Annotated in this window: 11 protein-coding genes; 5 read left to right on the top strand and 6 right to left on the bottom strand. The window is 29.9% G+C overall.

The window, feature by feature from the left end; genetic code table 11:
* Positions 1 to 23 precede the first annotated feature (23 nt).
* Positions 24 to 488 carry a hypothetical protein gene (locus D1817_14135; GenBank protein ID AXT20964.1) on the bottom strand — a complete coding sequence of 155 codons (465 nt, stop codon included), beginning with the start codon at positions 486 to 488 and terminating at the stop codon, positions 24 to 26.
* Between the two features lie 170 nt (positions 489 to 658).
* Entirely contained in the window at positions 659 to 3133 is a 2475-nt protein-coding gene (locus D1817_14130; GenBank protein AXT21300.1) for a DUF5117 domain-containing protein, read from the bottom strand.
* A gap of 208 nt (positions 3134 to 3341) precedes the next feature.
* Between D1817_14130 and D1817_14125 the strand changes: the two genes are divergently transcribed.
* Both D1817_14125 and D1817_14120 read left to right on the top strand, forming a co-directional pair.
* Positions 3342 to 4298, top strand: a complete 957-nt coding sequence (locus tag D1817_14125) for an alpha/beta hydrolase (GenBank protein ID AXT20963.1) — start codon at positions 3342 to 3344, stop codon at positions 4296 to 4298.
* 163 nt (positions 4299 to 4461) lie between these two features.
* Positions 4462 to 4905 carry a hypothetical protein gene (locus tag D1817_14120; protein ID AXT20962.1) on the top strand — a complete coding sequence of 148 codons (444 nt, stop codon included), beginning with the start codon at positions 4462 to 4464 and terminating at the stop codon, positions 4903 to 4905.
* Between the two features lie 67 nt (positions 4906 to 4972).
* Here the strand turns inward: D1817_14120 and D1817_14115 are convergent, their stop codons facing one another.
* Positions 4973 to 6505, bottom strand: coding sequence for an amidase (locus D1817_14115; protein ID AXT20961.1), 1533 nt, complete (start codon positions 6503 to 6505; stop codon positions 4973 to 4975).
* A 132-nt stretch (positions 6506 to 6637) separates the two neighbouring features.
* Here D1817_14115 and D1817_14110 point away from each other — a divergent pair, with 132 nt between their 5' ends.
* The gene (locus tag D1817_14110) at positions 6638 to 7111 is read left to right on the top strand and encodes a hypothetical protein (protein AXT20960.1); all 474 of its coding nucleotides are present in this window, start codon (positions 6638 to 6640) and stop codon (positions 7109 to 7111) included.
* Between the two features lie 80 nt (positions 7112 to 7191).
* Here D1817_14110 and lysS read toward each other — a convergent pair whose 3' ends face one another.
* On the bottom strand, positions 7192 to 8886 hold the full coding sequence (gene lysS / locus D1817_14105) for a lysine--tRNA ligase (GenBank protein ID AXT20959.1): 1695 nt from the start codon (positions 8884 to 8886) through the stop codon (positions 7192 to 7194).
* Positions 8887 to 9052: 166 nt separating this feature from the next.
* Here lysS and D1817_14100 point away from each other — a divergent pair, with 166 nt between their 5' ends.
* Positions 9053 to 9211 carry a YqaE/Pmp3 family membrane protein gene (locus tag D1817_14100; GenBank protein AXT20958.1) on the top strand — a complete coding sequence of 53 codons (159 nt, stop codon included), beginning with the start codon at positions 9053 to 9055 and terminating at the stop codon, positions 9209 to 9211.
* Between the two features lie 19 nt (positions 9212 to 9230).
* Positions 9231 to 9944, top strand: coding sequence for a lipoyl(octanoyl) transferase LipB (lipB, locus tag D1817_14095; GenBank protein ID AXT20957.1), 714 nt, complete (start codon positions 9231 to 9233; stop codon positions 9942 to 9944).
* Here lipB and D1817_14090 read toward each other — a convergent pair.
* Both D1817_14090 and D1817_14085 read right to left on the bottom strand, forming a co-directional pair.
* Positions 9928 to 10977 carry a nucleoid-associated protein gene (locus D1817_14090; GenBank protein AXT20956.1) on the bottom strand — a complete coding sequence of 350 codons (1050 nt, stop codon included), beginning with the start codon at positions 10975 to 10977 and terminating at the stop codon, positions 9928 to 9930. The two genes, lipB and D1817_14090, sit on opposite strands and share 17 nt — an antisense overlap.
* A 268-nt stretch (positions 10978 to 11245) precedes the next feature.
* Positions 11246 to 13603 (bottom strand): ribonuclease HII, encoded by a 2358-nt coding sequence (locus tag D1817_14085; protein ID AXT20955.1) that lies wholly within the window; start codon positions 13601 to 13603, stop codon positions 11246 to 11248.
* Positions 13604 to 13630: the final 27 nt, after the last annotated feature.

Below are 13630 nucleotides of genomic sequence, written 5' to 3'. Positions count from 1 at the left end.
ATTTATTTATAACTAACCACAATTTAATGCCTTTTTGAGCGACGTGTTTTTGCGATATGCCTTTTTCGTAACCCATTACTTTTTTGCCACTTTTGATATTGTTCTTCGTTTAGAATGTTTTTCATTTTTTGTTTCATTGCAATCTGATTATCTAAACGTTCATTTAATAAATCTAAACGTTTTTCTTTAGAAGGGCGTTCGATATTTTTATCAGCTCTAGATTTTTTAAATGCTTCTATTTTTTCTTTTCGGGCTTTAGTTTGTTGTAATAGTAATTCTTGAATTTCTTTTTGCTGTACTTCTGTTAAATCTAAATGTAACGTCATTCGTTTTGCTTGTACTTCAGCAATTTGTTCAGGTGATAGTTGTTGTAAAGCACGTGCTTTTTGTACACCTCTTCTTTGCCCATCTCTGTGCCCTCTTCTGTGCTCTTGAGCAGTAACTTGTAATGTTATAAAAGCTAGAGCAATAAATACTAATTTTTTCATTAACTTTCTTTTTATGATTCTATTTTAAGACCAACGAAAATTAAAAAGGTTTAATTTGAAAATAGGCTTTAACTAGTTATTAACTGTTTTTCTTTTAAAGTTCATATAAAAAAAAGAGCTTCAAAATTTAATTGAAGCTCTTTTAAAAAATAAGTTGTAATTTATTTAGACTATTTAGGATCTAAAATATCATTAATACGCTCTAAAGCATCTTGTAAGTGTATTCTAGTTAATCCATTAGAACGCCCAATAGCACTTCTAACAGAACGTTGTAACGTCTTTAATTCAGCTCTTACAACTGCTCTAATATCAGACTGGTTTACATTTACATTAGTACGTCTAACAAATGCTCTGAACCTTGCTGGAATTACCGCTTGATTACCTGTCATTAAAAACGACATTCTATCAATATAGACACGTTGTAAGTTTCTTCTATAAGTATCTATTGAACGACCTCTAGCTAACTCACTAAAAATACCTTTTCTTAAATCTTGCATCATGTTTAAGAAGCTATATGCATCTTTACCATTTACAGTTTCATTTTCAATCATACGTTGCATTCTTCCAAAATCAAGAAGTGTATTAAGAGTTCTAGATTGAAATCCTCTTACACGATCAACAACACCAGCACTTTCTACTTTGTTGAAAATATTATTATCTAATAACCACTCAGGAGTAGTAAATAATTCTTTTTGAAGGAAATCCATAGCCCTTTTTTGTGTTGCTTTATCAACATGTGTAAATACAGCTCCTTCTTGATCAAACGTTTTATTGATTTGAATAACACCACCAATATTTGGTGCTACGTGCCCCATATATCTATTATACTGCCCTAAAACTTGACCATATAAAGTTTGTAAATCACTATAGTTTTTACCATCTTCAGCAGTCCATTCAATTAAATTTGGAACAATACGTTTAAGGTTTAAAATACCATAATGGCTTGCTAACATAGAATCATCTCCTAAATCTTCAGTTTGAGAAGTAGGATCTATAATCCCAGCACCTCCACCTTGTTGTGCTCCAAAACGATAATAAGGATCTCCGGCATGCTCTAAAATCCAACTATCTAAAGTTTTCTTTTCATCTTCAGCAGTTTTAGCATCTAAAATTGGACGATATCCCCATCTAATAGAATGCTTATCGTAAATACCAATATTAGGCATTAATGCTACATCTCCATCTCCAGGTTGTGCAACATAGTTAAAACGTGCATAATCCATTATAGATGGAGCCGTTCCATTTTTCTTAGTAAATTCAGGGTCGCGTAATTTTTCAACTGGATAAGCAACACTACTACCCATATTATGAGGTAAGCCTAAAGTGTGCCCTACTTCGTGAGCAGATACAAAACGTATTAAACGTCCCATGACTTCATCTTTAAAAGCAACCCCTCTAGCATCAGGATTAATAGCTGCTGTTTGTACAAAGAACCAATTACGTAATAATGTCATTACATTGTGATACCAGTTAATATCACTTTCTAAAATTTCTCCAGAACGTGGATCACTTACGTGAGGACCATTAGCATTAGGAATTGGAGATGCTAAATAACGTACTACAGAATAACGTGCATCTTCAGCACTCCATTCAGGATCTTCTTCAGGAGTTGGAGGTATTTTTGCAATGATAGCATTTTTAAATCCTGCTGCTTCAAAAGCAACTTGCCAATCTTCAATACCTTGTTTTATATATTTCACCCATTGTTTTGGAGTTGCTCTATCAATATAATAAACAATTTGTTTTTTAGGTTCTACTAATTCTCCGCGTTTGAATTTAGCTATGTCTTCATCTTTTACTTCTAATCTCCAACGATCTAAATAACGAACAGTTTTACTTTCTTGAGCATCTAAACCATAATCTACCTGCCCTCGAGCAAACCAACCAACACGTTGATCAAAGTTACGACGCTTCATTGGTACTTTAGGAAGTAAAATCATAGAATTATTAATCTCTAAAGAAATTGTTCCTAAACTTCCATTAGATGGAGCATTACCAGCAGCATAAGTTTTTACATGTCTAGCTTCTATATTTTCAGGATAACTCTTTACACTTTCTATAAAAGATTTTGCAGCATCTAATCGCGTTACTCTATATTGAGTTCTGCTTCTCTGAGGTAATCCTAATGCTTTTACATCTTTATTAAATAAATCTGTAACATCAATTACGGTATTTAACGAATCTTTACTAATTGTTTTAATAGGAAAACTATATAGTATTGGCTCAAAATTAGAATTTACAACAGCTTCATGCACAGGAAGAGAATCTGCAGCTACAACAGAGCTAGATACTACACGTAGTAATACTTTTTTATCTCTTTTTTGCCAGCGTAACATTTGCTCATTTTGTTTGCCTCCTCCAAATCCAATGCCATTTGCGGTTTTAGCAATACGAGTTACCATTAACATTTCTCTTTCAAAAAGAGAATCTGGAATTTCATAAAAGAATTTATCATCTATTTTATGAACTGTAAAAAGCCCTTTATCACTTTTAGCTTCTTTGGTAATTACCTTATCATAAGGTTGAATCGCTCCTTTTTTTGGCGCCTTTGGTTTTGGCTTAGCAGTAGCAGTTGCTTTAGTTTTAGCAGCTTTTTGAGCTGTGTTGCATGATGTTACTATTAAAGCTAAAGCAAATAGTAAAATCTTGATGGAAAAATGTTTCAATGTACTTGATTTTTTGGTTTATCGCCCGAAAGTAATAATAACCTCTATTTAAGCGAGTTTTAAAAGAGTATTTTAATATTATTTTAACTAATTAACTTACTATTGTAAATCATGTATTGTGTTTTTCTAATATCTTTGAAAAGATAAGCGATAAGGTTTTTATCTAACTATTAATAAAAATAATATTATGAAATATCTTTTTAGAACACAACTACTATTCTTTATACTATTTTTAATAAATATATCCTGTAAAACTAATGAAAAAGAAGAAGTTACTATTAATACTAGTCCTTTTTCAAATAAAATAGAACTTAAAAAGAATGTTGTGTTATCTGATGAACACCCTATGGCTGTTTGGGAAAAGAAAATAGACAATGCTAAAGGGGTTATACTTTTTGTACATGGGCGTACTTGGAGTAGTGTTCCAGATTTTGATTTACAAGTGGAAGGTGAAAATTTATCACTTATGGATGGAATGATCGAAGAAGGTTATACTACTTATGCAGTAGATTTGAGAGGCTATGGAGACACTCCAAGAGATGAGACAGAGTGGCTTACACCAAATAAAGCAGCTAAAGATGTGCTAAACGTTTTAAAATGGGTTTCAGAACAAAATGATAATCAAAAAATACATTTATTTGGTTGGTCTATGGGGTCTACAGTCTCACTTTTGGCATCACAACAAGAAAGTTCTCATATTGCTAGTCTAAACTTATTTGGATTTTGGATGGATTTAGATGCTAATATTCCAGAAGACCCAATAGATAAATCTTTAGATAAAACAATTAATACGGTAGCTGCAGCTGCTAGTGATTTTATTGTTCCTGGAACTATTAGTCAGAATGCTATTGATACTTATGTGAAAGCAGCATTAAAAGCAGATCCTATTCGTGTAGATTGGAGAAACATGAACGATTTTAAACAAATAGATCCTTTAAAAATTGAAATTCCAGTACTTATTATACAAGGAGAATTAGATCCAATAGCTCCTACAGAGCGACAAACTAAACTATTTACACGTTTGAAAACGGCAGATAAAACCTGGACTGTAATTTCTGGTGGTGATCACGCTGCTTTTATGGAGACACCTAGACCACAATTTATTAAAGCTTTTAGTGCATTTATTGAGCGTTTCAATAACTAATACTTTGTTCATAATAACTTTTATACTCTATTAGATCTCTATTTAAAATAGTGTTAATAGAAAATATTTTATGTTAAATAGTTCTAAATGTTGTAACAGTATTGACATTTAGAAGTCTATTATATAAACATCAAATCAATTAAATCAAAAAACGAAAATTATTATGTATCAATTAGCTTTAGTATTTAGCATATTCTTTACTTTGAGTATTGCTAACAAAACAAATCTCAACGAATATTCAATTTCCAATATTGAATATACAGATCTCGACACTGAAAAACGTGAATTAGAAAAACTTTTATTTGGCAATTTTAAAGGATTTAAAGGAGAACCAGTAAAAGTAAGCGATGTAGTGGTTTATGAAATTGAAGAAGAATTGAATTTCATTCAATATTCAAATCCTAATATGGAATATGCATCCCTTGATGTTGAAAAATATGAAATTGAAGAAAAATTATTTGGAAATTTTAAAACTTTTGAAGATGAAAGTGTAGATGTAAATGACATTATTATTTATGAAATTGAAGAAGAAATACCTATGAATTATGGGAGATTAAATAGTAAAGTGAAAAAATGTGAAAAATATAATACTTATGTACATATTTAAAATTTCAAGAAAAGAAAAATAAAACCCAGTGATTATATAATCACTGGGTTTTTTATTAATAACGACATTAATGCAATGAAGGAGGAGATCTGTGTTTTGTTCCTTGTTCATACGCATAAGTTAATTTTATTAGAGTTGGTTCGCTATACATTCTCCCTAAAAACTGAAGTCCAGCAGGTAAATTGCCATCAGTAAAACCCATAGGAACAGTAAATGCTGGTTGCCCAGTATGAGGAGCAATAACCTGACTATTATCTCCTTTATATTCTTCTGAAAACAAATAGATCTTTGCAGGCCTATTATTCCAAGATGGATAAATAATTGCATCCAAGTTTAAAGAATCCATTTGTTGTTCAATAGCTTCTCTATAAGCAATTCGTCTTAAATCATTATAAGGATCGGTACATTCAATTTCAGGATGTTCTGGATGACTACTATTTTCTAAAAAGTTTGTAACGCCATCTATAGCATATTGTGATTTACTTCCTATTCTAGCTATATCTTCTAGAGTTTTTATAGTATCATTTTTTACATAAGTAGCTAAATAAGCTTCTATGTCTTTTCTAAAGTCAGAACACCATTGATTTTGCCTTAACATTGAGAAATTAGGAATATCTAAAGTATCAACTATAGTAGCACCTAATTTTTGTAAATCGTTAATAGCTGTATTAAATAACGTAGTAATTTCTGAATCAGGATTGTTGTTACTTAAAATTCGTAAAACACCTATTCTAGATCCTTTTAGCCCATCTTTTTGAAGAAATTGAGTGTAATTTTTTGGGATCTTTCCTTTAGAATATTTTGTTACTGGATCACTAGAATCATAACCGGCGATGACTTCTAAAACTTTAGTAGCATCCTCAACAGTACGACACATTGGCCCAGCAACATCATTTCTTAAATAAAGAGGTATTATTCCGCTTCTACTAGTAAGCCCTAATGTAGATCGAAACCCCACTAAAGCATTATGAGAAGATGGTCCTCTAATAGAGTTTCCTGTATCAGTTCCTAAACCGATAGTTCCAAAATTTGAAGCAATTGAAGCTCCAGTTCCACCACTAGACCCAGCTGGAACATAATTTAAATTATATGGATTTCGAGTTGTACCAAAAGTTGAACTTTCACTATGCATAGGGCTAAATGCCCATTCAGCCATATTAGATTTAGCTATAATAATAGCACCAGCATCAACTAATTTGGAAATCATAAAAGCGTTATCTTTAGGAATAAAATCTTTTAAGGCTAAAGAACCTCCCGTTGTTAATAATCCTTTGGTGTTAAAATTGTCTTTTACAATTAAAGGAATTCCATGTAGAGGCTTTAATACTCCTGTTTTTTTATATTCTTTGTCTAAAGCTTGAGCTATTTTTATTGCATTATGATTAATGATAGTAATTGCATTAATTGAATCATCGTACTTGGTAATACGAGTTAAATATGCATTAGTTAATTGCTCACTTGTATAATTACCATTTTTATAAGCTTCATGAATATCAGATATAGTTAACTCATTAAGATCTATTGTTAGATTTTGCTTTTGACAGCTATGCATTATAAAGCCTAAAATTAAATAGAGAGTAATATGTTTGATTTTTGTCATAATGTGATTTGCATTTAATTATCTTATAAAAGTACATTAAAAATAGTTAGTTAATGATGAAGTTTGATATGCTATTGTAAGTAAAAGTATTATTGTAACGACATATTTTAAAACAAATAAAGAAAAGTAAAAATGAAAATAATTAATCTATCATTATTGTTTTTAATTACAATAAGTTTTTCTAGTAATGCACAAGATTTAAAAAGAATACCACCTAGTGCTGGAACAGAATACCCTAATGGATGGTTTAAGTTTATAGAGCAAGGAGCTGCTTTTGATGTTGAAGTATTAGGAGGGAATTTAGTCCAAGGCAATGTTACTTGGTTTGATCAAACTAAATATTCAGGGTCATTTTCTGGACATGATATCTCTGGAAAAGGCACATATATTTGGGTTGACGGAAGACGTTATGAAGGATCTTTTAGAGAAAATAAAAGGCATGGTTGGGGTGTAATGTATTATTCTGATGGAACAAAGCATCATGGTAAATGGAAAAATAATAAAAGACATGGAAAAGGAAAAGTTTATGACAAAGAAGGTAAACTTGTTAAAGAAGGTAAATGGGAGAACGATATTTTTATAGGAGCGAAAAAGAAGAAAAAATAATTATAGATTTATTAATATAAAAAAAAGCATTGTGAAATTTCACAATGCTTTTTTTTATATTTTAAAAATGATCCTTCGAGTTATTTAAGCTCAACTATTAAAGAATCGTTTGTTTTTGTAACTTTAGTAAGTCCGTGTTTAGTAAGCCCTTTAATACCTTTATCCCAACCTTTGTTACTCAATCCAGTTTGTGCTTTTAAATCATTAAGATTCATATTCTTTTGAGTTTTTAAAATGTCGAAAATTGCTTTTTCATTATCATTTAGTTCTACTTGCTTTCGTTCAGGTTTCATTTGTGGGAAAAACAATACTTCTTGTATAGATGGATTGTTAGTTAAAAACATAATTAATCGATCCATACCAATGCCCATTCCAGCTGTAGGCGGCATTCCATATTCTAAAGCACGTAAAAAATCATAATCTATAAACTCAGTAGCTTCGTCGTCTCCTTTTTCAGCCAACTTTAATTGATGCTCGAAACGTTCACGTTGATCTATTGGGTCATTTAATTCTGAGTAAGCATTAGCAATTTCTTTACCACAAACCATTAATTCAAAACGCTCTGTTAATTCAGGGTTTTCTCTATGTTCTTTACATAAAGGACTCATCTCCTTTGGGTAATCTATTATAAAAGTTGGTTGTATATAATTACCTTCACATTTTTCACCAAAAATTTCATCGATCAACTTTCCTTTACCCATAGTTTCGTCAACCTCTATACCTAATTTAGTAGCAGCTGCACGAATTTCATCTTCGGTTTTACCAACAATATCAAACCCAGTAAACTCTTTTATTGCATCAGCCATAGTTACACGAGCATAAGGTGCTTTAAAATCAATATTATGATCTCCAAAAGTAGCTTTTGTCGTTCCGTTAACAGCAGTAGCACAATGTTCAAGCAATTGCTCACAAAATTCCATCATCCAATTATAATCTTTATAAGCTACATAAATCTCCATTGCTGTAAACTCAGGATTATGAGTTCTGTCCATACCTTCATTACGAAAGTTTTTAGAAAACTCGTAAACACCATCAAAACCACCTACTATGAGTCGTTTTAAATATAACTCGTTAGCAATTCTCATGTATAATGGGATATCTAAAGAGTTGTGATGTGTTATAAAAGGTCTAGCGGCAGCTCCACCAGGAATTGGTTGTAAAATTGGTGTTTCTACTTCAAAATATCCAGCAGTATTAAAAAAATCACGCATGGCATTAAAAAGTTTAGTGCGCTTAACAAAAACTTCTTTTACATGCGAATTAACTGCTAAATCAGCATAGCGTTGTCGGTAACGTGTTTCAGGGTCATTAAATTCATCAAATGTATTACCTTCAGAATCAGTTTTAGGTAATGGTAAAGGTTTTAAAGCTTTACTTAATAATGTAAATTTCTCCACTCTAATGCTTTTTTCACCTACTTTAGTAGTAAATAAAATTCCTTCGATACCTATAAAATCTCCAATGTCAAGTAATTTTTTATAAACTTCGTTATAAAGTGTTTTATCTTCTCCAGTACAGATTTCGTCACGATTAAAATATACTTGTATTCTACCTTCAGCATCTTGTAACTCTGCAAATGATGCTTTGCCTTGAATACGACGAGACATTAAACGCCCAGCAATAATAACTTTTTTGTTTTCTTCGAAATCAGATTTAATTTGTTTTGAATTATGATTTACAGGATATAAATCAGCTGGATAAGGATTGATTCCTAATGCCCTAAGGCTGTTTAATTTTTCACGCCTTACAAGTTCTTGCTCCGATAATTGCGACATAGTATAATCTATATGAGAATTTAAGCGTACAAAGATACCATTAAACCATCAAATATAAAATGTGAGTAGATGATTTTAAATCACCGAAAAATGAAAAATAAAAAGTGTAACAAAAAAAGTATGTACACGTCAAATAGATGTATTCATCAATTAAAAAATAATTACAATGAGTTTCTGGAGAGTATTACTTTCTATTTTGTGTCCACCCTTAGCCGTCTTAGATAAAGGATGTGGATCTATAGTTATTGTGTTTTTATTATGGCTTTGTGGTTGGGTACCAGGAGTTATTGCTGCACTTGTTATTTTAAATAATCCAGAGCGATAAAAACGTATCTTTGCGCTTTATGAATAAAGCCATATACATTCAAGATTTAGGATTAAAAGATTATAAAGCGACTTGGGATTATCAAGAAGAGCTTTTTAAAACAATTTTGGACCTTAAAATAAAAAATAGAAGAGAAGAATTAAATTTGCAAACTCCTAATCATTTTTTATTTGTTGAGCACCCTCATGTCTATACTTTAGGGAAGAGTGGAGATTTGTCCAACTTACTTTTAAATGAAACTCAATTAGAAAAAAAAGGAGCTACATTTTATAAAATAAATAGAGGAGGAGATATTACTTATCATGGTCCAGGGCAAATTGTAGGTTACCCTATTTTAGATTTAGAAAACTTTTTCACAGATATACATAAATACCTTCGCCTACTAGAAGAAATGATTATCCTTACGTTAGCCGAATATGGATTAAAAGCTGAACGTAGTGATGGAGAAACAGGTGTATGGTTAGATGTGGGAACGCCTTTTGCTCGTAAAATTTGTGCTATGGGAGTAAGAGCAAGTAGATGGGTTACGATGCATGGATTTGCATTAAATGTGAATGCAGATTTGGGTTATTTCGATAATATCATTCCTTGTGGAATTCGTGGTAAAGCAGTAACATCTTTAAATGTTGAACTGGGTAAAAAAACAATAGATCAAGCTGAGGTAAAAGAAAAATTATTAAAACATTTTAAAATCCTTTTTGAAGCTGATTTGCTAACTACCCTTCAGCATTAAAGAATACTTTATAATAGTGCATTTTCTTTTCATTATCATAACCACGCTCTAAATATTCACTTGAAGCTTCTGGAGTATCAATATCTAATTTTATTTGAATGTTGGTATCTAATTTTATTTCAGTTTTAATTTTTCGCTTTTCTTTGTTAACAACACGTTCAGAAACATCAAATTGATTGCGAATTAAAACATTTTTTTCACCTTCAAATTCTTTTTTATAATCATCAAATAAACTTTTGTGTTTGTCTTCTTCAAAAACATCTTCTTTAAAACGCTCTATATTTACGATTTCGTTTTCTTTAAAATAGTCTACCGTTTTGGCTAAAAATGTATTGCGTTCTTGTTCACCATAAGTAGTTTTTATAATTTCAGTAGAAAACTCTTTGCAGAGTTCGATATAATTTTGAGTGTGCTGGTTAGCATCATCAGCATATTTAATATTTAAAAAATGATTAATCCAATACTGTGCATCATAACTATTATTATCGACGCTTAAAATGATATTTCCTTCAGCGTCAGATTGATTTAAAATTAAACACCCTTTATCAACTTTTTTTGAGCTAATTCCTTTTTGAACCAGAATATCGTAACTTTTATTCTCTAAATAAGTTTGAAAGAAATTTGAGCGATTTTCAATCTTAAAAATGCCAATGGCATTAGTAGTTATTTCATTAAATTCAACACTTTCAAATTGTACAATTAAAACATCTCCAGTCTTTATTTGCGAAGAATTTGATTGTTCGAATAAATGAGTGACAATATGTTTGGAAACCTCTATAAAAACATCGTCATCATTAAATAATTGAGAACTGTAATTGTTTATTTCGTTTAAATTGGCATCTGAATGATGATTAAAACGATAGCTTTGGGTCACGCTTGTAAATGGGCGTAGTAAAAACGGTAGCATGAGCTCATAACTAGCTTCGTCAAAATTCACCAATTGTTCAGAAAATGCATTTTTAGTATCATTAAATTTATTGCCGACTTTATGAATTATAAATTTAGAAATGGAAGCTTTATTACGATTAATCATTTATAAAATTTAATATGAATTTATATGTTGCAATAGTAATAAAATTGACAGAATAAAATAAAGAAACGCCAAAGTAAACTTTGACGTTTCGGAAAAGATTGGGGCCAGATTTGGTTATCTTTATGTTTTAATTTTTTTGCAACAAAATGTAATCAATGGATTTGTTGTATATACAAATGTGTGATTTAAATAAGGAAATTGATATTGTAATAAATTGATTAATAGCACATTTAAAAGTACTAATTAATTTTAAATTAAAAAACTATATTTAGTTTTTCTTGTAAAGAATTATGGAATTGGAATCACCTTTAACAACAAATTCAAGAGCACCATCATTGTCAATATTATCAAAATCTATTTTAGAATTTCCATATACAGGAAAATTGCTGAGTAATTTTGCTTGACTATCAAATAAAAAGATTTTTTTGGATTGTAAATCCGTAACGGTAATGTAAATTTTATCGTTGAGGTAAAATATTTTTGGAGAAGTATAATTACCGAAATCGAGCTCAACAGATTTTTGTTTGATAGTTAAAATATTTTCTGATAAAGTGGCTAGAGTTTTATTGGTAGTCTCTAAAAAATGATTGTTTTCGAGATTTAAAGATTGCTTACTCACTGATCCTTTTGTATTTACTTGAATAAGCTCACCATTTGTGGAGGTCGTAGTAAATCTATTATTGTATTTGAAAATAGGGTTTCCAGAAAAGTTAATTGCATCTCTAACAACAATTCTATCATTGCCCTGTCGATTTAAAATTTTCATGGTATTATTTGCAGCAAAAACAATGTAATCTTTATTGCTTATCCTGAAATGTTGAGGTTGAGTTTTTATAACTCCAGAAGGCCTGTGTTTAAAACCATTTATAAGTTTACCATTTTTATTATACATTAAAAGAGAATTACTTTGTGTAACGAGAAAACGATATTCTCTTTTGTTATCATAATCAAAAACAGATAAAGGTTGTGTGATTTTACTATTAAATCGTAAAGGAAATGGAGATACATCTTTACCATTTCTATCTAAAATATAAATGCGATTAGGAGTTGCAAAAGCTAACTGCAATCGTCCATTTTTGTATAAATCTACTTGTTGTATTTTCCCAAGAATATTGCCGTTAAGTTGTTTTTTCCAAAGCACGTTCCCTTTGTTAGAGATTAAATATAAATTGTTATTTATATCCTGTACAACTATTTCTTTTTGTTTTGTGCGATGATTAATAACAAAATGAGGATGCATTAAAATATCATTATCTATAAAAATATTAAACTCTTCTGTAATACCTTTTCGAGTTGACCTTATCTTTTCTTTTTTAATATTAGCATTTATATGAATAAACCCATCGTCGTTTATAAACTGAAAAGCATTAAATCCATAATCTTTAAAAACGGAAGATTTAAAATCCTCATTAAAAATAGTTTCTGAAATTTGCTCTAATCGTTTAGAATTTGCGAAAATCAATAATGAAGCTTCATCGCTTAATGAAAACATTACCTCTTTAAATCTATTAGATTTAGATAGTACTGTTCCATTTTGATAATTAGAAATTAATTGCTGAAGCACTTTTTCAGAATCTGAAAATGCAAAAAAGTTATCTAACATAATATATTTTGATGGAGAAGTATTAGAAATTAACGGACGAAATGTTGAATGTAATAATTCTGAATCTCTAAACTCTAAGATAGGCACGTTTCTATAAGTCGAGATTATATTTTGATATTCTAAAAGAGCATCTTTTGTAGTTTCTGCATCTATCGATCTTAATATAATTGCTGTTTGATTATTAATATAAACTTCGCCAATTTCATCTATAGTTAAAAATAGATCATTATTTATAATTGAATCTGTTGAAGTTGTATTATATGCTATTAAATTTTGTTGAAGCGTTTTAAAATTTTCAAACGTTATACTTAAAAAGCCATCACTCTCTATTGGGGTAATTTTATGTATGGTGTTTTCTTGTGGAATTGTTTGCTTAAAAACACTTAATAGTTTAGGAAGAGAATCATTATTAAAAGTTACACCACTAAGTAGCATTTGATCAGGAGATAATTCAACATCTAAAGCTATCCAATTAGAAAATGTAGTGATATCTTTTTTAATTAAAGATTCTCCAAATAGCCTTGATTTTTCATCAGTTAAAAAAATAGAAAAAGAAACATCTTCATTTGAAACAATGTTAAAACGATTTAAAATAGATTTATTAGGTTTTAAATTATCAATGATTGTTTTTGAAGTTGAAGCAATAAAAACACTGTCCTTTATATTAAGGTGTAAACTATCATCTATTTTCAAACTGTTTATAGAATCTTTTAGCACCCCAACTATTGAATAATTTACCTCATTATCAATGTTTTCAAAACAAATAAATAATTCAGAATTTATGCTTAGCGAATCTATATTATTTATTACTCGATTTAAATTATTATTAAATTCAGAATTAGACAAAGTTGTCACAAAACTGCTATTTTTTATATCACTCTTAAAGTTTTCAAAATCATTTACTTTTAAAATTAATTGCGAAGTTTCAGGAATTAGATATTCGGCATTGATTTTATTTTTATTTGAGGTATTACAACTATATATTAAGGAGAATAAAATAAAGAAGAAAAGAATATGTTTCATCTGAGGGTGATATGTACAAATATTAAA

This window comes from Flavobacteriaceae bacterium (genome assembly GCA_003443635.1).
GTDB lineage: Bacteria > Bacteroidota > Bacteroidia > Flavobacteriales > Flavobacteriaceae > AU392.
Note: the sequence above shows the minus strand (reverse complement) of the source record. Positions and strands in the feature narration are given on the sequence as shown.